Origin of the sequence: Micromonospora sp. NPDC050397, from assembly GCF_044901685.1 — a bacterium.
GTDB lineage: Bacteria > Actinomycetota > Actinomycetes > Mycobacteriales > Micromonosporaceae > Micromonospora_G.
On the sequence record NZ_JBJDPS010000002.1, the window covers coordinates 537,504 to 554,947 of the forward strand.

Below are 17,444 nucleotides of genomic sequence, written 5' to 3' on the forward strand. Positions count from 1 at the left end.
GGACGGGACGGTCAGGGACGGGACGGTCAGAGGTCGAGCAGAATCGTGCACGGGCCGACGTTCACGCTCTCGACCAGCATGTGCGCCCGGAACTGCCCCGTGGAGACCTTCGCCCCACGGGCCCGCAGCGCCTCGGCGAACGCCGTCACCAGCGGCTCGGCCAGTTCGGCCGGTGCCGCCGCTCCCCAACTCGGCCGACGCCCCTTACGGGCGTCGCCGTACAGGGTGAACTGGCTGACCACCAGCACCGGCGCCGCCAGCTCCGAGGCAGACCGTTCGCCGTCGAGGATGCGCAGCTCGTGCACCTTCCGGGCCATCGTCTCGGCCGTCGCCGCCGTGTCGGTGTGGGTCACCCCGACCAGCACCAGCAACCCGTCGGAGATCTCGCCCACCACCTCCCCGTCGACCGTGACGCTGGCCCGGCTGACCGTCTGGACCACCGTACGCATCGCGCTCAGTCCGCGACCGGCGTGATCACGGACCGCTCGACCAGGTGGGCGACGATCGGCCCGGCCGCCTCGGCCAGCTCCTCCACCGGCACCTCGTGCGCCACCGCGAGCACCGCCAACTGGTCACGCAGCGGCAACTGCCCGTCGGCGCCGCCGACCAGGGCCAGCACCAGCGGGTCGACCTCCTCGCTCCACCGCAGCCCGTGCGGCATCGCGAGAACCTGACGGTCCACGGCCCAGCCCTCCGGACCCATGGTCGCCTCCTGCCGCAGCGTCAGCCCCTCGGCCATCCGGTAGCGGCTGGCCAGCAGCGCGTCGGTGTCGCGTACGCGGAGCCAGTCCTGGCGGTCGAACCAGGCGGCGATCTGGTCGCCCATCGGCGGCTGCACCGGCTGGCGCAGGTCCTCGACCCGTACCACCGGGTTGTCGTGGCCGGACCGGCGCAGGTTGATCACACCGAAGCCGACCCCCTCCACCTTCTGCGCGTCGAACCAGTCCAGCCACGCCGCCACCCGGTGCGGGTCGGCGGCCTCGCTCGCGTCGGCCAGCCAGAGGTCGACGTACGCCATCGGGTCGGCCACCTCGCGCTGGATCACCCAGGCGTCCAGACCGGTCCCGGCGAACCAGCCGGCCACCCGCTCGCCCCAGTCCTCACCCGCGATGTGCACCCAGTTGGCCAGGTACTGCATGGTGCCGCCCTCGGTGAGCAGGTCCGGCGCGGCAGCCGCCAGTTCGGCCGCGATGCCGTCACCCACCCGACCGGAGTCGCGGTAGCTGTGCGTGGTGGTCCCCGGCCCGACGACAAACGGCGGGTTGCTCACCACCAGGTCGAACCGGCGCCCGGCCACCGGCGAGGTCATGTCCCCGTACAGCAGCTCCCAGCTCTGGCCGTTCAGCGCGGCGGTGGTCGCCGCGAAGCGCAGCGACCGGGCGGAGACGTCGGTCGCGGTGACCCGGCGGGCGTGGGTGGCCAGGTGCAGTGCCTGCACACCCGAGCCGGTGCCGAGGTCGAGGGCGGTGTCGACGGGCCGCCGGACGGTGGCGCCGACGAGCGTGGTGGACGCCCCGCCGATGCCCAGCACATGGTCGGCGGCGAGCGGTCGGCCGGGCCGGGCGCTCGCCGGCACGTCGGAGAGCGCCCACCAGGCGTCCCCGTACGGCTCCAGGTCGATGCCCTGGCGCAGGCCGCCGTCGACCCGCTCGACCAGACCGGCCTGGAGTGCCTCCGTGAGCGGCAGCGGCGCGAGGGCCGCCGCCACGGCCGGCTCCGGCTCGGTCTGGGCGCAGACGAACAGGCGGATCAGCGTGCCGAGCGGGTCACGGTCGGCGGTGACCCGCAGCGCCGCCCGGAAGTCGTTGCGGGCCATCCCGCTGGTCGCCTGCGGACCGAGCCGTTCGGCGATGCCGCTCGAGGTGTAACCGGCGTTGGTGAGCGCGGTGCGAAGCTGGTCGACGCCGGTGGCGGAGAGGAGCATGTCGTTTTCGTCCACCCCGCCATCCTGCCCGCTCCCGCCGATCCGGCCGGCCGCAACCCCCTCAGCGCAACTCGAAGTCCGCGAAATCGAACCCCGGTGCCACCACGCAGCTCACCAGCACCGGCTGGTCGCCGGCCGGCACCGCGGCCTGCCACGTCCCGCCCGGGATCAGCACCTGGGGGCGTTGACCGGCCGCCACGTCGGCGCCGAGCAGCACCTCGACCGGTTCGGCCGCCGGCTCCGTCCCGGTCCCGCCGAACCGCAGGCGCAGCGGGCCGCCGGAGTGCCAGAACCACAGCTCGTCCGAGCGCACGAGATGCCAGCGGGACTCCTCGCCCGGGGCGAGCAGGAAGTGGATCGCGGTGGCGGCGTTGCGTTCCCCGGCGTACCCCTGGGGGTTGAAGGTGTGCGCGGACCGCCAAGTCTCGCGGAACCAGCCACCCTCGGGGTGGGGCGCGAGGTCGAGCTGGGCGGCGAGGTCGGGCCGGGATGATGTCGTCACGACTGGTGCTCCTTCCGGGTACGGCTACCGTCCGTCACACCGTTGTCGGTGCTCGCCGAGCGGGCGGTACCGAGGTTCGTCTGCCGGTTGGTTCCGGCGGCGAGCCGTGCGGTGGCGGGCGGACGATGCCGAGGTTAGCCGGCGGCGGGGCGGCCGAACCCGGTCGGGGCGGCGGGCCGCTCGGCGGGTCGGGGGAAGCTCTGGGGGTGGCTCGGTTGAGACATCGCCAACGAGTAGGCTCGGATTTGTGCCCCGGGTTGTCGTGACCCTGGGTCACGCGTGGCGGGACAACACCGGCCGGGCAAAATGAGTGACATGAAGCTGTCCCTGCCTGTTCCGCCTGAAGCGAATGACCTGCTAGGTCGCGACCCGCTGGCTGTCGTGATCGGCCTAACTCTTGATCAACAAATCTCGATGGAAAAGGCATTCACGTCACCGTACGTGCTCGCGCAAAGACTTGGGCATGAGCCGACCGCAGCAGAAGTAGCCGATTACGACCCTGATCAGTTAATCGAGATCTTCTCGACTCCTCCGGCGCTGCACCGTTTTCCGAAGGCCATGGCGACCCGGACCCAGCAGGTGTGTCGGGTACTGGTTGATCAGTATGGCGGGGACGCCTCGGCGCTTTGGACCAACGTGAGTGACGGCAAGGAGTTGCTGAAGCGAATCGAGGCACTGCCTGGATTCGGGAAGCAGAAGTCGCAGATCTTCGTGGCACTGCTGGGCAAGCAGTACGGAGTACAGCCGGACGGATGGCGGCAGGCCGCGGGCGGGTACGGAGAAGAGGGGGCGTACCGCTCCGTGGCGGACATCGTTGACGAAGAGTCGTTGACCAAGGTTCGCGAGTACAAGAAGCAGGTGAAGGCCGCCGCGAAGGTTTGACGGCCAGCGGGCCGAGCCACCCCGGCCGGTGGCCTCAGGCGGCGGTCGGGTGGGCGAGGGAGGCCAGCGCCCGGCGTACGTCAGCCAGCGACACGGTCGCGGAGTCGTCCAGGTCGGCGAGGCCAGCCTCGATCCACTGGCGCATGAGCGTGGTGACCCCGATGCCCCGCGCCTCGGCGGCCTCCCGCACCCGCTCGTACGTCTCCACCGGCAGCCGCACCGATCGGCTGACCATCGGCACCTCGGTGTCGGGTGTGGGAAGCTCGACCGGCTGGCTGTCGTCGATCAGGTCCGCGAGCCGGTCGCCACTCTCGTGGAAGTGCTTGGTCGCGTCGTGTCGGTTCATCGTCACCGCCTCCTCATCGTCGCCATCCCCGGATCGCCTCCTCGTAGCGCTTGGATTCGCTGTCGCTGAGGTCGCGTGCGGAGAGGATGTCCCAGTCGTTGTCACCGTGGTCGGCCTCGGCGAGCAGGATGGCCAGCCGTCGCCCCCGCCGTGCGGTCGCGTACACGACCATCACGTCGTCGCCGAGGTGTCGGATGACCCGCCGCGTGCTGTGCAGGGCCTCCCAGACCTCACCCGAGGAGACGCCGTAGACCTTCAGGTTGTCCAGCGCCTCGTCGGTGAAGCTGAACCTGCTGCCCACGCGGCGAGCGTACCACGTACGTAACACGAATTTTGCTGGTCAGCTCCTCGGCGGTGTCGCCCGGCGGGTGCGAGGATGGAGCGGCACCCCGAGGAGGACCGTGTGAAGCACCAGGCGTACCAGCCAATACTCATCACCGACGCCTCACGGAGCCAGCAGGAGCAGTTGCACAGCCGTCAGGTGCGCTACGTCGTGATGATGAGCATCCGGGTGGTGTGCATCGTCGCCGGTGCCATCCTGGTCGGCGTCAAGGCGCCCCTGCTCTGGCTCTGGCTGCCGCTCTGTGCCGTCGGCATGGTCCTCGTGCCCTGGCTGGCCGTGCTGCTCGCCAACGACCGCCCGCCCAAGGACCAGCATCGGCTCGCCCGGTTCCGGCAACGCCACCTCGACGACACTCCGCCCCGCACCCTCACCGCCGAGGAGCGACCGCACCCGGTCATCGACGCCGAGCCCTGATCGGGCGGGACCAGTGGCCCGACCGGTCGGGCTCCGAAAGACAGGACGACGAGAGCCGGGCACCCTCCTGGGGTGCCCGGCTCTCGTTCTGTCAACCAACGGTGGTGCTTGCTCGTGTCGCTGTGCTGTGGTGCTTACTTGGTCCAGACGTCCTGCACGATGTGCGCGGCCTGGTCCTCCCACTGCGCGTACGCGTCCGGGAACGCCGACACCTGAACCTTCTGCGCGGCATCGGTCAGCGGCATGTCCTGCCAACCGTCAACCTGCTTCAGACCCTTCAGGAACGCCGTCGAGGCGTACACCGGGTCGGTGATCTGCTCGGGCGAACCCCAACCGGAGCTGGGGCGCTGCTGGAACAGACCCAACGAGTCGTGGTCGTTCATGTCACCGAGGTGACCCAGGTTCTCCAGCTTCGACTCCTGCATCGAGGTGGCGACCGCGATGACCGCGCCACGCTCACCCATGCCGAGCTTCCTGGCCGTATCTGTAATGGCCTTGGCGTTGGCAAGCTGATCCTTGCTCAGACTGATGTGCGACTGCGCACCCTGGGTGCCGTGCGGGGAAAGCTTGTCCATGGCCGGCTTGCTGTCGGCGCTCACGGCGGCGACGGTGGTCATGGCCGGGGCGGTCTGCTCGGCCGGGGACGCGAACGCGTGGCTCGCGGGGCCGGCGACGGCGCCGCCGACAAAGGCGAGGCCGGCAACACCCAGGGCGGTCCTACGAACGAACGAGGTCTCCGCGACAGCCGGGAGCCATCGGGTCATGGTCGTCTTCACGATGGTTCACCTTCCATTCGGGGGTTCCGAGGCGCACACACGTGGGGGACACAGGTGCGTCACTCGGGAAGAAGTACGAGGCCACAGGCTCTACGAGGCGGGGGACGCCTCGGCGCTGCTCCGGTCGTACGCGATGTATAACGACCCCGACCCAGCCAACATTCCGCCGATCATGACCCCAACCCAAGTTGATCAAGCCCAAAAACCTCGCAAACGGAACATTCCGCCCACCACCCGCCGGTCCGCCCCGCCCCCACCCCGTATGGAGCGGCGGAGCTTCCGTCGGAAGATTCTTTTGGGCAGGGCGTCGAGTACGGGGTTCGTCGTTCGTGGAACAGGTGACAGGTGACAGGTGACAGGTGGCCGACGGGGGCTGCCGGGACAAGGGAGTCGTGGGATGACGCGGTACTTGATTTCGTTCAATGACGGTGCGATGGACCACATCCCCGACGAGGAGATGGCCGACGTGGGCAAGGCCTCGCACGCGGTGGTCCAGGAGGCGGTGGACGCCGGCGTCTGGGTGTTCGGCACCGGGCTTCAAAGGCAGAGGGCGAGCGTCGTGGCCACGGACGGGACGGTGACCGATGGCCCTTTCCCGGAGACCAAGGAGGTCATCGGCGGGTTTGTGGTCCTTGACGTGCCCTCACGCGAAGACGCGCTGAAGTGGGCGGCCAAGATCGCCGCTGGCTGCCGCTGTGCGCAGGAGGTCCGCGAGCTCATGGCCGACCCCGAGACCGACGAGATGCTCCGCCAGGCTGACAGGCGGGGGTGACATCCCGAGGTTGTCCGGCCGGGCGAGATTCGCTGGGAGGGCTCGCCGGGCGGGAGGACCACGCCTGAGACGACGCCCGGGTGGATCGAGCTGAGACCTGGGGCGCGGGGCGGTCACGCCGGAGGTCGGGCGCCGACCGTACTGACCGCAACCGCTCCGAGTTCGCCACCGAGGGTCAGTGCCGTGGCCGGATCCGCGCCCCGCACCCAGGCGGACAGCAGGCCCGCCGCGAAGGCGTCACCCGCCCCGGTCACGTCCCGTACCGGAACCCGGTGGGCCGGTGCCTCCGCGGTCGTACCGTCCCGGGTCGCCCAGACCGCACCCGCGCCGCCGCGTTTCACCACCGCGTGCCGTACCGCCCCGGTCAGTCGCGCGGCCTGGGCGAGGGCGTTCCCGGTGCCGGCGAGCACCAGTGCCTCGTCGGCGTTGGCCAGCAGCAGGTCGACCTCGCGTACCCAGTCCAGGAAGAGCGCGGCGCCGAGCCGCCGCAGCGGTTCGGCGGAGGCCGCGTCGACGCTGGTGGTGAGGCCGCGCTCGCGGGCGGCGGCGAGCGCGTGCCGGCCGGCGCCGCGCGACCGGGGGTCCAACAGGGTGTACGCGGACAGGTGCAGGTGTCGTGCGTCCGGAGCGTGGGTCAGGGCCGAGTCCACGTCGGCCGGGGCCAGCCAAACGTTGGCCCCGCGTTCGCTGACCATCGTGCGGTCGCCCTGCCCGGCGAGCACGATCACCGTTCCGGTCGGCGCCTCGGCGCAGTGACGTACCGCGCAGTCGACGCCGACGGCGGTCAGCTCCGCGACTCGGGCCCGGCCCGGCTCGTCGTCACCGACCACCGCGACCAGGGTTACCGGGTGCCGCCGCGAGGCCAACCAGGCCGCCGTGTTCGCGGCCTGGCCGCCACCGGTGAGTTGGATGTCCGCCGGGGTGTCCGAGCCGGTGGCCAGCGGCCCGGAGAGCACCGCGAGCACGTCGGTGACGATGTCGCCGACCGCGATGATCCGCGCCGCCCCGCTCATCCGGCGACGGTGCCGGCCCCGGTCGCGGCGGCCACCGCGATCTGCCCGGCCAGGGTCGCGTTCCGCAGGATGATCCGTACGTTGACCGCGAGGCTGGCGCCGCCGGTGGACGAGTGGAAGTGGGAGAGCAGGAAGGGTGTCACGGCCTTGCCGGTCACCCCGTGCTCGGCCATCAGCGCGAGTCCGTCGGCCAGCGTCCGGTCGTGCAGGTCCGGGTCGAGTTGTTCGTCGACCGGCAGCGGGTTCGCCACGATCACACCGCCGGGTTGCACGCCCTGGTCCGCGCGGGCGGCCAGCATGGTGGCGATCTGCTCGGGTGTCTCCAGCGCCCAGTCGAGCGTGAATCCGCTGTCGGTGATGAAGAACCCGGGGAAGTGGCGGCTGCGGTAGCCGACGACGGTCACCCCGAGGGTCTCCAGCCGTTCCAGGGTCGCGCCGACGTCGAGGATCGACTTCACCCCGGCGCAGACCACCGCGATCGGGGTGTGGGCCAGGGCGGTCAGGTCGGCCGACTCGTCGAAGGTCTGTGCCGCCTCGCGGTGCACCCCGCCGAGCCCGCCGGTGGCGAAGACCCCGATCCCGGCGGCGGCGGCGACCGCGCTGGTCGCGGCGACGGTGGTGGCACCGTCCGCGCCGGTCGCGGCGGCCACCGCGAGATCGCGTACGGAGAGCTTCGCCACCCCGTCGGTGCTGGCGAGGCGGGTCAGTTGGGCGTCGTCGAGGCCGACCACCAGTTGGCCCTCGACCATGCCGATGGTGGCGGGTACGGCGCCGGTGGCCCGGACCGCCTGCTCGATCTCCCGGGCGACCCGGAGGTTGTCGGGGCGGGGCAGCCCGTGCGAGACAATGGTGCTCTCCAGCGCCACGATCGGGCGCCCGTCGCGCCGGGCGTCGGCCACCTCGGCGCCGTACCGGATGTTGAACTTGGTCACGTTGATCACCGTACGGGGCCGGCGGGTGGCCGTTCCGGTGGACCCCGCGTCGGTGACCTGCCAAACTGGAAAGTTGCGGGGTCATTCTGGGAGGTATTACCGACGTGAGCACTGAGGTTCTCGAGCGTCCGGAGTTGAAGGATGCCGACACCGGGCCGGAAATGTTCCATTATGTCCGGAAAGAGAAGATCGCCGAGAGTGCGGTCATGGGGACCTTCGTGATCGCCCTCTGCGGCGAGACGTTTCCCGTCACCAAGGCGGCCAAGCCGGGTTCCCCGGTCTGCCCGCAGTGCAAGGAGATCTACGACTCGATGCGCGACTGAGTCGCGGGCGTACGCGGTCAGGGCACGTAACATCTTGCGGTGACCACCTCGACCGCCCTGCTCCTCGCCGACCTGCTCGGCGTGGCCGTGTTCGCCGCGTCCGGCGCGTCGGCCGCGGTGGTGAAGCGGCTCGACCTGTTCGGCGTGGTCTTTGTCGGGTTCGTCGCGGCCCTCGGTGGTGGGATCTTCAGGGACCTGGTGATCAACGAGGTCCCACCCCTGGCATTCGCTGACTGGCGCTACGCGGTCACCGCCGCGGTGACCGCGGCGGCGGTCTTCTGGCTGCATCCACAACTGGCCCGGCTACGCCCCGCCGTCCTGATCCTCGACGCGGCCGGTCTGGCCCTGTTCACCGTCACCGGCACCCTCAAGGCGCTCGACGCGGACGTGCCGCCGGTCGGTGCGGTGCTGATCGGCATGCTCAGCGGGATCGGCGGCGGTCTGGCCCGGGACCTGCTCACCGGGGAGATCCCGGTGATGTTCCGTCGGGAGATCTACGCGGTGGCCGCGCTCGCCGGGGCGATCGTGGTGGTCACCCTCGACTTCGCCGGGGTGACCGGGCCGCTGCCGCTGGTCGGCGCGATGGTGCTCGTCCTCGGCCTGCGCCTGGTGGCGTTGCGGCGGCGTTGGTCGGCCCCGATCCCGATGGTCCCGGTCCCGGGGCCACGCCGACGGTCGGACCCGGATACGGAGCGCGGCGACGCCGTCGCGGGTGGCGGGGACGAGGGGGCCAGACGGCCGGGAGTGTGACCGGTGGGGCGGTGGTGTCGCCTGGGCCGCTCGGCCCCGCCTGGTTATGCTGGGACGGCCTTCGCGCGCCACCTGGGACGCGGGGGCGTTTTCATGGTCCGCCGTTACCGCTACCACCGGCGCACCGCGATTCCGGCGGTCCGCGACCGGTTCGTTCCGGTAGCCGGAGGGGAGTTCTCGCGTGGGTGCCCGACTGCCGGTGATCGACACCTTCCCGGCGCTGCGGGACTGGCAGCGCAAGGCGCTGGTGGGATACCTGCGCCGTCGGTCCGAGGACTTCATGGCGGTCGCCACCCCGGGCGCGGGTAAGACCACCTTCGCGCTGCGGATCGCCGCCGAACTGCTCTGCGACGGCACCGTCGAGGCGGTCACCGTTGTCGCCCCGACCGAACACCTGAAGACCCAGTGGGCCCTCGCCGCGGCGAGGGTGGGCATCCAGCTCGACGCCGCGTTCCGCAACGCCGACCTGCACTCCTCGACCGACTTCCACGGTGCGGTCGTCACCTACGCCCAGGTGGGCATGGCGCCGCAGGTGCACCGCCGGCGCACGATGACCCGGCGGACGCTGGTGATCCTGGACGAGGTGCACCACGCCGGCGACTCCCGTACCTGGGGGGACGGGGTCAAGGCCGCCTTCGAACCGGCCGTACGACGCCTGATGCTCACCGGTACGCCGTTCCGGTCCGACGACAACCCGATCCCGTTCGTGACGTACGAGCGCGGCGGTGACGGGCTGCCACGCTCCCGCGCGGACTCGACCTACGGCTACGCCGACGCGCTCCGTGACGGGGTGGTGCGGCCGGTCATCTTCCTCGCCTACTCCGGCGAGACCCGGTGGCGTACCAACGCGGGCGACGAGTTGGCCGCCCGGCTCGGCGATCCGATGACCCCGGACCTGATCGCCCAGGCGTGGCGGACGGTGCTGGACCCGGCCGGCGACTGGATGCCACAGGTGCTGCGGGCCGCCGACGCGCGGCTACAGGTGCTGCGGGACGGCGGCATGACCGACGCCGGTGGTCTGGTGATCGCCACGGACCAGCAGGCGGCACGGGCGTACGCGCGGTTGATCGAGCGGGTCACCGGTGAGAAGGCCGTCGTGGTGCTCTCCGACGACGTCGGCTCGTCCGCCCGGATCGCCGCGTTCGCCGCCTCCGAGCAGCGCTGGATGGTCGCCGTACGGATGGTCTCCGAGGGGGTCGACATCCCCCGACTCGCGGTCGGGGTCTACGCGACCAGCGCCTCGACCCCGCTCTACTTTGCCCAGGCGATCGGCCGGTTCGTCCGGGCCCGCCGAACCGGGGAGACCGCCTCGGTCTTCCTGCCCAGCGTGCCGCACCTGCTCGGGCTGGCCAGCGAGTTGGAGGCCGAGCGGGACCACGTGCTCGGCGAGCCGAAGAAGCGCGAGGGCTTCGAGGACGACCTGCTCGAACGGGCGCAGCGCGAGGAGAAGGCCAGCGGTGAGCTGGAGAAGCGGTTCGAGGTGCTGGAGGCGACCGCCCACCTGGACCAGGTGATCTTCGACGGCGCCTCCTTCGGCACCACCGCCCAGGCCGGTACGCCGGAGGAGGAGGAGTATCTGGGCCTGCCCGGGCTGCTCACCGCCGACCAGGTGGCGGTGCTGCTGAACAAGCGTCAGGCGGAGCAGTTGGCCGCCAAGCGGCGCCGGGCGGCCGAGGATCCGGTGCCGGCGCCCCGGGAGCCGTCCGCGCCCCGGAGCGCGGGGGAGCGCCGGGTGGTGCTGCGCCGTCAGCTCAACACCCTGGTCGCGGCGCACCACCACCGCACCGGGTTGCCGCACGGGAAGATCCACGCGGAGCTGCGCCGGATCTGTGGTGGCCCGCCGAGCGCGCAGGCCACCATCGAGCAGTTGGAAGAGCGCATCGCCACCGTGCAGACCCTCTGACCCGTACCGGGAGGAACGTCCCGGCACGACGACGGCCGCGCCCCGTGCCACCCCTTCGGGAGGGTACGAGCCACGGCCGGTCGTGACGCGTCGATCGTCCCTGTCCGTACCGGCCAGTCGGATTGCTGGCTCGGCGGCGGTCAGGGGCGGGAGATAGTCAACCGGAGGCACCCGTCTGGGTACCTCCGGCAGGCTATCTAGGGATTCGTATCAGTTCGCCATCAGATCGGCGCCACGCCACGTGAAATCCGGGTCAGCCGCGAACCGGACCGTGATCTTCACCAGATCCTCGGCGTACTTGTTCGCGTGATGTCCACAGAACACCAGCTCGCTCCCACCCGCGAGGGTGATCCGGAGCTTGCCGGCGGCGTTGCAGCGGTCGCACCGTTCATCGGCGGCTGGGGGAGCCACCGTCTCGGGCGGCGGCGTGAGGGTCGGGGTCATCGCCTTCCTCCTCGGGTCGTCACCGATGAACACTCTCTTCGGTCGTTGCTCACCTATCCTGCAACACCCTGGCGGGGTGTGGCCTTCCCAGTGTGCCCGCGGGGGACCGAGGTCACACGTGGTAGAGACAGTGTGCCGTGCACCAAGGGTGCCACGTCAACGATCACAACCGGGAAACCGGCCGATCGCTATCGGGTGTTGTACACCTGGTGATCAAACCGACACAACTGGTTGACGTTCCGGGGTCAGTCAAGATAGTCCCGAAGAACCTGGGACCGGGACGGATGGCGCAGTTTCGACATCGTCTTCGACTCGATCTGCCGGATCCGCTCGCGGGTCACCCCGTACACCTGGCCGATCTCGTCGAGGGTGCGGGGCTGCCCGTCGGTGAGCCCGAAGCGCAGCCGGACCACGCCCGCCTCGCGCTCGGAGAGCGTTTGCAGCACCTGCTGGAGCTGGTCCTGCAGGAGCGAGAACGAGACCGCGTCGACCGCGACCACGGCCTCGGAGTCCTCGATGAAGTCGCCGAGCTGGCTGTCGCCCTCGTCGCCGATGGTCTGGTCGAGCGAGATCGGCTCCCGGGCGTACTGCTGGATCTCCAACACCTTTTCGGGTGTGATGTCCATCTCCTTCGCCAGCTCCTCCGGGGTGGGCTCGCGGCCCAGGTCCTGGAGCAACTCGCGCTGGATCCGGCCCAGCTTGTTGATCACCTCGACCATGTGCACCGGGATGCGGATGGTGCGGGCCTGGTCGGCCATGGCGCGGGTGATGGCCTGGCGGATCCACCAGGTGGCGTAGGTGGAGAACTTGTAGCCCTTGGTGTAGTCGAACTTCTCGACGGCGCGGATGAGGCCGAGGTTGCCCTCCTGGATCAGGTCGAGGAAGGCCATGCCGCGACCGGTGTAACGCTTGGCCAGCGACACCACCAGGCGGAGGTTCGCCTCCAGCAGGTGGTTCTTCGCCCGTTCCCCGTCCCGGGAGATCCAGCCGAGGTCCCGTGCCATCTGGATGACGAGCTTCTCCTCGCCCTCCTCGGCCGCGCGGATCCGCTCGGCGGCGTAGAGGCCCGCCTCGATCCGCTTGGCCAGCTCGACCTCCTGCTCGGCGTTGAGCAGTGGGACCTTGCCGATCTGCTTGAGGTAGGCCCGGACCGAGTCGGCGGAGGCGGTCAGCTCGGCGTCACGACGCGCCTGCTTGAGCGCCTCGGACTCCTCGTCGTCCCACTCGAAGTCGTTGTCCGTCGCGGAGTTCGCCGCGTCGGACTCGGCCGCCTGGGTCAGCTCGGCCGGCTCCTCGACGACGACGTCCTCGATCTCGGCGGCAAGCTCCTCGGGATCGATGTCGCCGTCGACGCCGTCCTCGGCACCCTTGGTCTTGACCGCGGTCTTGGCCGCCTTCACGGCGCCGGTGGCGCCGGAACCGGCCCCGGCCGCCTTGGTGGCCCGGCCGGTGCGGCTGGCGGCTCTGGCGGCCGTCTCAGCGGGTTTCTCGGCGGCGGCGCGGGGCGCGGCGGCGGCCTTACGGGCCGGGGCGGCCTCGTCGGCGGCGGGCGCCTGCTTCTGGGCCGGCGCGGCCTTCTTGGCGGTTGCCTTTGCGGTGGTGGCCCTGGAGGCGGGAGTCGCTGACCGGGCGGCGGCGACCCGGCGGCGGGTGCTCGCGGAGCCGTCGACGACGACGGTTACGCCCGCGTCGGACAGCGCCCGTAGGATCTTCTTGGCCTGGGCCGGGGTCACCTCGGCGGACTCGACCGTGCGCGCCAGCTCAGCCGACGTGAGCTGGCCGCCGGCGTTTTGCGCGTGGGCGATCAGGGTGTCGGTGAGGGAGCGTACGTCGGCGCCGGTGTGGCGGGGTTCTGTCACGAATGACCTTCCGGAGGCGATGAGCGAGCACGGCCGGGTCGGCCAGCGCAGCGCTAGGCGTCGTGCCGGACCGATTGGTTGAGGGACCCCCGAGTCCCGGGCCAGCCGGTTGTCGGCGGTCCGTGGCGCGTGGGCAGGCGTGAATTGTAACGCCGTCGGCGGGGATCCTCCCCCGCCGCACGCCGAAACGGCGGCTGGAGGCCGCCGACTCGGAGCGCATGTGGACTTTGTAAGGATGATACTCGCGTCCGGCGCGGACGTCGCAGCCGTGCGAGAAGGGGACGCCATGGTCAGCACTCGGCCCAGCGCCGACGAACTGCTGGAACTCGCTCTCAGGGTGGCCCGCGAGGCGGCCGGGACCGCCCGACGGATGCGTACCGAGGGAGTTTCGGCGGTGGCCACCAAGAGCACCGTCACCGACGTGGTCACCGCCGCCGACCGGGCGGTGGAACGGCAGGTCGTGGCGGCCCTGCGGGAGGCCCGCCCGGCCGACTCGGTGCTCGGCGAGGAGTACGGCACCGCCGTCGGCACGGTCGCCGGGCCCGGCTCCGTACGCTGGATCCTCGACCCGATCGACGGCACCGTGAACTACCTGTACGGCCTGCCCCAGTACGCCGTCTCGCTGGCCGCGGAGGTGGACGGCGAGGTGGTCGCCGGGGTCGTGATCAACGCTGCCACCGGGGACGAGTGGACCGCCACCCGGGGCGGCGGGGCCTGGCGCGACGGCCGACGGCTCGCCGGTTCGACCGAGACGGACCTCGGTCAGGCGCTGGTCGGCACCGGCTTCGGGTACGACCCGGCCCGTCGCTCCCACCAGGCGAACGTGCTCGCCGGACTGATCGCCCACGTCCGGGACATCCGCCGGTTCGGCGCGGCGGCGCTGGACCTCTGCCTGGCGGCCGAGGGCCGGGTGGACGCCTACTACGAGAAGGGCCTCAACGCCTGGGACCACGCGGCGGGCGGTCTGGTCGCCACCGAGGCGGGGCTCCGGGTGGCCGGGCTGGACGGTGCCCCGGCCGGGCTGGACCTGGTGATCGCCGCGCCGCCCGCGCTCTTCGAGCCGTTGCACGAGCGACTGGCCAAGCTCGACGCGGCCGGCGGGCCGTAGCCGGCGCCGGATCGGTCTCGCGTTCGGTCCGCCCGCCCCGTGGCCCGACGAAAACGCCCGCCGCGCCGGACCCGACGAGGTCGCCCGCCGCGTCGGACCCGACGAGCGCGCCCGGGCGCCGGGGCTACCCCACGTTGAGCCGAAGGGTGGATCGATCCCACCTGAAGAGGCGGGATCGATCCACCCTTCGGTGGAGATCTCGGCGGAGATCCTGGCCGGCACTCGACCGGCCGGCGGGACCGGATCCTGCGGCGGGCCGGAGACCGGCGTCGCCGTGGGCCCTAGGCGCCGCTCTTGTCGGCGCACGACCCCGGCGGTGGCGTCGGCGCCCCGGCGGCGCTGAGCGCCTGGTTGACCTCGGTGGTGGTGGCGAGCTGGGTGTAGCTGTTGCCGATCACCACGTCGACCGTGTCGTCGTCGCGGTTCGGGTCGTACTCGTCCTCGGCCTCGTTGAGGAAGTACGCCTTGAGCAGGTGCGCCGAACCGACTCCCTTGGGGCCGAAGCGCAGCACCGCCACGCTGTCGACCCGCTTCTTGTCGTTGCCCTGCTTGACGATCTGGAACTTGCGGTTCTTGAAGTCGGTGGCGACGCTGGCGGCCAGTCCGGCGGTGTCTGTCGCGTTCAAGACGTTGATCTTGATGTCCTTGGTCTCCCGCAGGACGACGTTGGCCCGCTTGAACCCGGCCGGACAGGCGTCGCCGGAGGCCGACCCGCGTTGGGAGTCACGCAACAGCGCCGTGATGACGAAGGTCAGTGCGAGCAGCGCCAGCACCCCGACGACGACAAGCGCTCGCACCCGGGCAAAACTCATCTGGTTGGCTCCCCGTACAGGTGTGGTCGGTGCCGCCGTACGGCACGGGAGACCCCGCCGCCGTCGGCTACCGAGTATGCCGGTGAGGCTAGCCGTTGTCCGGCCCGGCGCGGAAACCGGCAAACCTGCCGGCGTGCCGACGCCGTTCGGACTACCGCTACCCCTATCTTCGTGTCGCCTGAGTCACATTGGGAACAACTCTGGCCGCTCGGGCGTACAAGGATGCCGCGAGGGCGGTATACATGCCTCGCCCGATGGGGGGTAAGGTACCGCGCTCGCCAGGGGTGTTCCCCCGGGCGGCCGTGGCCCGGGCACCGAGCCGGGGTCGGGGACCGGAAAAAGACGACCGGCCAGCGGGAACCGAAACAGTGTCTTCCGGCGTTACAACCGGAAGCGACTATATCGATATGGGAGAGTGAAACCGATGGCCACCGACTACGACGCCCCGCGTCGCGACGAGGTCGACCTCGGCGAGGACAGCCTGGAAGAGCTGAAGGCCCGGCGCGTCGACTCACAGTCGGGCGCCGTGGACGTCGACGAGGCCGAAGTTGCCGAGAGCTTCGAGCTTCCTGGTGCAGACCTGGCCGACGAAGAGCTCACGGTGAAGGTGCTGCCGATGCAGTCGGACGAGTTCCGCTGCGCCCGCTGTTTCCTCGTGCACCACCGCAGTCAGCTCGCGGTGGAACGCAACGGTGAGCTGATCTGCCGCGAGTGCGCCTGAGGCCGCACCGGCGCCGGGGGCGGCGAGGGTGAGGCGGCGGACGGACCGCGTTCGATTCGAGATGCGCGGGTGGCGCTGACCTGCTTGACTCGATCCGACCGACTCGACGTTGGACGGACCGGCATGGCTGGAGGTCGGCGTATGACCCGCTCCGAGCAGGCGCCGGAAACCCCTGCGGGGGTGCCGGCGCCGACCGGGGGAACCGGCCCGGTGGATTCCGCACCGGACGCCGAGACGAAGAGCGCCGAGGGGAACCTCGGCGCGACCATCGCCGCGCTGACCGAGGACGACCTCGAACCGGCGCGTCGGACCAGGTTGCTGGGCCGGCTCGTCGGCCAGGTCCGCGCCCGCGGCCTGGGCGACCTGTTCCGGCCCAGGGCGGCGATCCGGTGGATGAGCGACGTCGTCGGCGAGGTGGTGCCGCACATCCCGATCCGGGACCGGGAGACGCTGCGCCGGCACTACGACGGCCTCGACGGGGACGCGCTCGCCGAGCGGTTGATCCGCAACGCGGCACGCGCCACCGCCGGGGTCGGTGCGGCCGGTGGCGGGGTGGCGGCGGTCGAGTGGGCCGTCACGCCGAGCCTGCTCTCCGCGCCGGTGCTGCTGGCGGCGGAGACGGTCGCGGTGGTCACCATCGAGATCAAGTTGATCGGCGAGCTGCACGAGGCGTACGGGGTGTCGGTGCCGGGGAGCAGCACCCAGCGGGCCACCGCCCTGATCCAGTCCTGGGCGAGCCGGCGCGGGGTGAACCCGTTCCTGCCCGGCATGGGGGTGAGCGCGATCCTCGGCGCGCCGGCCCGCAAGCAACTGCGCGACGTGCTGTTGCGGCGCTTCGGCCGCAACCTGACCACGCTCGCCCCGCTGTTGACCGGAGCCGCGGTGGCGGGTTACCTCAACCGGCGGGCGACCCTCGGGCTGGGCGACGCGATCCGTACCGACCTGCGCAAGCAGTTCCGGGCGATCACCGCCCCGCCGCAGGCGGAGCCGGAGCACCGACCCGGCGAGACCGGCTAGCCCGCGTTGGCGGGAGCGGAGCGGTCGGGCGCGTCGTCCCGGTCGCCCCGGGCGGCCAGGATCGCCTCGGCCAGCCGCACCGGATGCCGGGAGCTGATCACCCAGTACGGGGTCGGGTCGGCCGGGTCGTCGAGCACCACCTGTACGGCACCGCCGACCCAGGGGCGCTGGACGACGAAGGCGAGCGGGTCGGCGCCCACTCCGAGCACCTCGCGCCGGCCGCTGGCGTCCAGGGCGATCGCGTCGGCGACAAACCCGACCGGCAGCCGCGCGTCGTCGACCAGCAACTCGCCACCGTCCACCCGGATGGCGATCCGGCCCAGCCGCCACAGCCCGACGGCGGTCGCGGGCAGCAGCACGACAAACGGCAGCCACGCCCGGGTCCCGTTCGAGCCGAGCCAGACCTCCATCGACAGCAATGCCGCGGCGGCGAGCCCGGTCAGCCACCACCACCAGGGCAGGCGCAGCCGTTCGCGGTATCCGTCGGCGCTGCCCGTGCCGGGTCCGGCGGCGGAATCGAGACGAGTTGGTGCCACAGTGTGAGGGTACGGCGCGGCGCGGCGGGGTGACCCGGCAGGATAGAGGCGACCGCCAGCGGACCAC

At 71.3% G+C, this 17,444-nt stretch carries 21 protein-coding genes; 9 read left to right on the top strand and 12 right to left on the bottom strand.

The window, feature by feature from the left end; genetic code table 11:
• Window positions 1–26: 26 nt before the first annotated feature.
• From dtd to ACI2K4_RS08560, 3 genes are read right to left on the bottom strand one after another with little or no spacing between them, the layout of a single operon-like run.
• Entirely contained in the window at window positions 27–449 is a 423-nt protein-coding gene (gene dtd, locus ACI2K4_RS08550; protein ID WP_404509775.1) for a D-aminoacyl-tRNA deacylase, read from the bottom strand.
• Between the two features lie 5 nt (window positions 450–454).
• Entirely contained in the window at window positions 455–1,939 is a 1,485-nt protein-coding gene (locus ACI2K4_RS08555) for a methyltransferase (protein ID WP_404509776.1), read from the bottom strand.
• Window positions 1,940–1,985: 46 nt separating this feature from the next.
• Window positions 1,986–2,426: a cupin domain-containing protein gene (locus ACI2K4_RS08560; RefSeq protein WP_404509777.1), complete on the bottom strand. Its 441-nt coding sequence runs from the start codon at window positions 2,424–2,426 to the stop codon at window positions 1,986–1,988.
• Between the two features lie 306 nt (window positions 2,427–2,732).
• On the opposite strand from ACI2K4_RS08560, the gene ACI2K4_RS08565 reads away from it, so the two are divergent.
• Window positions 2,733–3,308 carry an HhH-GPD-type base excision DNA repair protein gene (locus tag ACI2K4_RS08565; RefSeq protein WP_404510302.1) on the top strand — a complete coding sequence of 192 codons (576 nt, stop codon included), beginning with the start codon at window positions 2,733–2,735 and terminating at the stop codon, window positions 3,306–3,308.
• A 34-nt stretch (window positions 3,309–3,342) separates the two neighbouring features.
• On the opposite strand, the gene ACI2K4_RS08570 is transcribed toward ACI2K4_RS08565, so the two are convergent.
• Together ACI2K4_RS08570 and ACI2K4_RS08575 are read right to left on the bottom strand one after the other, a co-directional pair.
• Window positions 3,343–3,654: a ribbon-helix-helix protein, CopG family gene (locus tag ACI2K4_RS08570; RefSeq protein WP_404509779.1), complete on the bottom strand. Its 312-nt coding sequence runs from the start codon at window positions 3,652–3,654 to the stop codon at window positions 3,343–3,345.
• A gap of 13 nt (window positions 3,655–3,667) precedes the next feature.
• Window positions 3,668–3,955: a hypothetical protein gene (locus ACI2K4_RS08575; RefSeq protein WP_404509780.1), complete on the bottom strand. Its 288-nt coding sequence runs from the start codon at window positions 3,953–3,955 to the stop codon at window positions 3,668–3,670.
• Between the two features lie 102 nt (window positions 3,956–4,057).
• Here ACI2K4_RS08575 and ACI2K4_RS08580 point away from each other — a divergent pair, with 102 nt between their 5' ends.
• Window positions 4,058–4,411, top strand: coding sequence for a DUF3099 domain-containing protein (locus ACI2K4_RS08580; RefSeq protein ID WP_404509781.1), 354 nt, complete (start codon window positions 4,058–4,060; stop codon window positions 4,409–4,411).
• A 134-nt stretch (window positions 4,412–4,545) separates the two neighbouring features.
• Here the strand turns inward: ACI2K4_RS08580 and ACI2K4_RS08585 are convergent, their stop codons facing one another.
• Window positions 4,546–5,175 carry a hypothetical protein gene (locus tag ACI2K4_RS08585; protein WP_404510303.1) on the bottom strand — a complete coding sequence of 210 codons (630 nt, stop codon included), beginning with the start codon at window positions 5,173–5,175 and terminating at the stop codon, window positions 4,546–4,548.
• A 409-nt stretch (window positions 5,176–5,584) separates the two neighbouring features.
• On the opposite strand from ACI2K4_RS08585, the gene ACI2K4_RS08590 reads away from it, so the two are divergent.
• Window positions 5,585–5,959: a YciI family protein gene (locus ACI2K4_RS08590; RefSeq protein WP_404509782.1), complete on the top strand. Its 375-nt coding sequence runs from the start codon at window positions 5,585–5,587 to the stop codon at window positions 5,957–5,959.
• Window positions 5,960–6,072: 113 nt separating this feature from the next.
• Here the strand turns inward: ACI2K4_RS08590 and ACI2K4_RS08595 are convergent, their stop codons facing one another.
• Together ACI2K4_RS08595 and ACI2K4_RS08600 are read right to left on the bottom strand one after the other, a co-directional pair.
• Window positions 6,073–6,972, bottom strand: coding sequence for a carbohydrate kinase family protein (locus tag ACI2K4_RS08595; protein ID WP_404509784.1), 900 nt, complete (start codon window positions 6,970–6,972; stop codon window positions 6,073–6,075).
• Window positions 6,969–7,904 carry a pseudouridine-5'-phosphate glycosidase gene (locus ACI2K4_RS08600; RefSeq protein ID WP_404509786.1) on the bottom strand — a complete coding sequence of 312 codons (936 nt, stop codon included), beginning with the start codon at window positions 7,902–7,904 and terminating at the stop codon, window positions 6,969–6,971. The genes ACI2K4_RS08595 and ACI2K4_RS08600 overlap by 4 nt, the downstream gene beginning before the upstream one ends.
• A gap of 104 nt (window positions 7,905–8,008) precedes the next feature.
• On the opposite strand from ACI2K4_RS08600, the gene ACI2K4_RS08605 reads away from it, so the two are divergent.
• From ACI2K4_RS08605 to ACI2K4_RS08615, 3 genes are all read left to right on the top strand, one after another.
• Window positions 8,009–8,227, top strand: coding sequence for a DUF3039 domain-containing protein (locus ACI2K4_RS08605; RefSeq protein ID WP_404509787.1), 219 nt, complete (start codon window positions 8,009–8,011; stop codon window positions 8,225–8,227).
• A 39-nt stretch (window positions 8,228–8,266) separates the two neighbouring features.
• Window positions 8,267–8,977, top strand: coding sequence for a trimeric intracellular cation channel family protein (locus tag ACI2K4_RS08610; protein ID WP_404509789.1), 711 nt, complete (start codon window positions 8,267–8,269; stop codon window positions 8,975–8,977).
• A gap of 181 nt (window positions 8,978–9,158) precedes the next feature.
• Window positions 9,159–10,880, top strand: coding sequence for a DEAD/DEAH box helicase (locus tag ACI2K4_RS08615; RefSeq protein WP_404509790.1), 1,722 nt, complete (start codon window positions 9,159–9,161; stop codon window positions 10,878–10,880).
• A gap of 210 nt (window positions 10,881–11,090) precedes the next feature.
• On the opposite strand, the gene ACI2K4_RS08620 is transcribed toward ACI2K4_RS08615, so the two are convergent.
• Together ACI2K4_RS08620 and ACI2K4_RS08625 are read right to left on the bottom strand one after the other, a co-directional pair.
• A complete protein-coding gene (locus ACI2K4_RS08620) occupies window positions 11,091–11,324 on the bottom strand; it encodes a hypothetical protein (protein WP_404509791.1) in 234 nt (77 codons plus the stop codon).
• Between the two features lie 245 nt (window positions 11,325–11,569).
• Complete coding sequence (locus ACI2K4_RS08625) at window positions 11,570–13,183, bottom strand: RNA polymerase sigma factor (RefSeq protein WP_404509793.1); 1,614 nt, start codon at window positions 13,181–13,183, stop codon at window positions 11,570–11,572.
• A 286-nt stretch (window positions 13,184–13,469) separates the two neighbouring features.
• Between ACI2K4_RS08625 and ACI2K4_RS08630 the strand changes: the two genes are divergently transcribed.
• Window positions 13,470–14,291: an inositol monophosphatase family protein gene (locus ACI2K4_RS08630; RefSeq protein ID WP_404509795.1), complete on the top strand. Its 822-nt coding sequence runs from the start codon at window positions 13,470–13,472 to the stop codon at window positions 14,289–14,291.
• 281 nt (window positions 14,292–14,572) lie between these two features.
• Here the strand turns inward: ACI2K4_RS08630 and ACI2K4_RS08635 are convergent, their stop codons facing one another.
• On the bottom strand, window positions 14,573–15,088 hold the full coding sequence (locus ACI2K4_RS08635; RefSeq protein WP_404510304.1) for a LytR C-terminal domain-containing protein: 516 nt from the start codon (window positions 15,086–15,088) through the stop codon (window positions 14,573–14,575).
• A 439-nt stretch (window positions 15,089–15,527) separates the two neighbouring features.
• Here ACI2K4_RS08635 and ACI2K4_RS08640 point away from each other — a divergent pair, with 439 nt between their 5' ends.
• Window positions 15,528–15,824: a DUF4193 domain-containing protein gene (locus ACI2K4_RS08640; RefSeq protein WP_121159124.1), complete on the top strand. Its 297-nt coding sequence runs from the start codon at window positions 15,528–15,530 to the stop codon at window positions 15,822–15,824.
• A gap of 141 nt (window positions 15,825–15,965) precedes the next feature.
• Complete coding sequence (locus ACI2K4_RS08645) at window positions 15,966–16,841, top strand: hypothetical protein (RefSeq protein ID WP_404509797.1); 876 nt, start codon at window positions 15,966–15,968, stop codon at window positions 16,839–16,841.
• Here the strand turns inward: ACI2K4_RS08645 and ACI2K4_RS08650 are convergent.
• Window positions 16,838–17,377 (bottom strand): DUF3093 domain-containing protein, encoded by a 540-nt coding sequence (locus ACI2K4_RS08650; RefSeq protein ID WP_404509799.1) that lies wholly within the window; start codon window positions 17,375–17,377, stop codon window positions 16,838–16,840. The two genes, ACI2K4_RS08645 and ACI2K4_RS08650, sit on opposite strands and share 4 nt — an antisense overlap.
• Between the last annotated feature and the right edge of the window lie 67 nt (window positions 17,378–17,444).

Coding starts and splice junctions, on each gene's coding strand:
- dtd (WP_404509775.1), bottom strand. CDS start 449: ATGCGTACGGTGGTCCAGACGGTCAGCCGGGCCAGCGTCACGGTCGAC.
- ACI2K4_RS08645 (WP_404509797.1), top strand. CDS start 15,966: ATGACCCGCTCCGAGCAGGCGCCGGAAACCCCTGCGGGGGTGCCGGCG.
- ACI2K4_RS08570 (WP_404509779.1), bottom strand. CDS start 3,654: ATGAACCGACACGACGCGACCAAGCACTTCCACGAGAGTGGCGACCGG.
- ACI2K4_RS08630 (WP_404509795.1), top strand. CDS start 13,470: ATGGTCAGCACTCGGCCCAGCGCCGACGAACTGCTGGAACTCGCTCTC.
- ACI2K4_RS08620 (WP_404509791.1), bottom strand. CDS start 11,324: ATGACCCCGACCCTCACGCCGCCGCCCGAGACGGTGGCTCCCCCAGCC.
- ACI2K4_RS08640 (WP_121159124.1), top strand. CDS start 15,528: ATGGCCACCGACTACGACGCCCCGCGTCGCGACGAGGTCGACCTCGGC.
- ACI2K4_RS08565 (WP_404510302.1), top strand. CDS start 2,733: ATGAGTGACATGAAGCTGTCCCTGCCTGTTCCGCCTGAAGCGAATGAC.
- ACI2K4_RS08585 (WP_404510303.1), bottom strand. CDS start 5,175: ATGACCCGATGGCTCCCGGCTGTCGCGGAGACCTCGTTCGTTCGTAGG.
- ACI2K4_RS08590 (WP_404509782.1), top strand. CDS start 5,585: ATGACGCGGTACTTGATTTCGTTCAATGACGGTGCGATGGACCACATC.
- ACI2K4_RS08595 (WP_404509784.1), bottom strand. CDS start 6,972: ATGAGCGGGGCGGCGCGGATCATCGCGGTCGGCGACATCGTCACCGAC.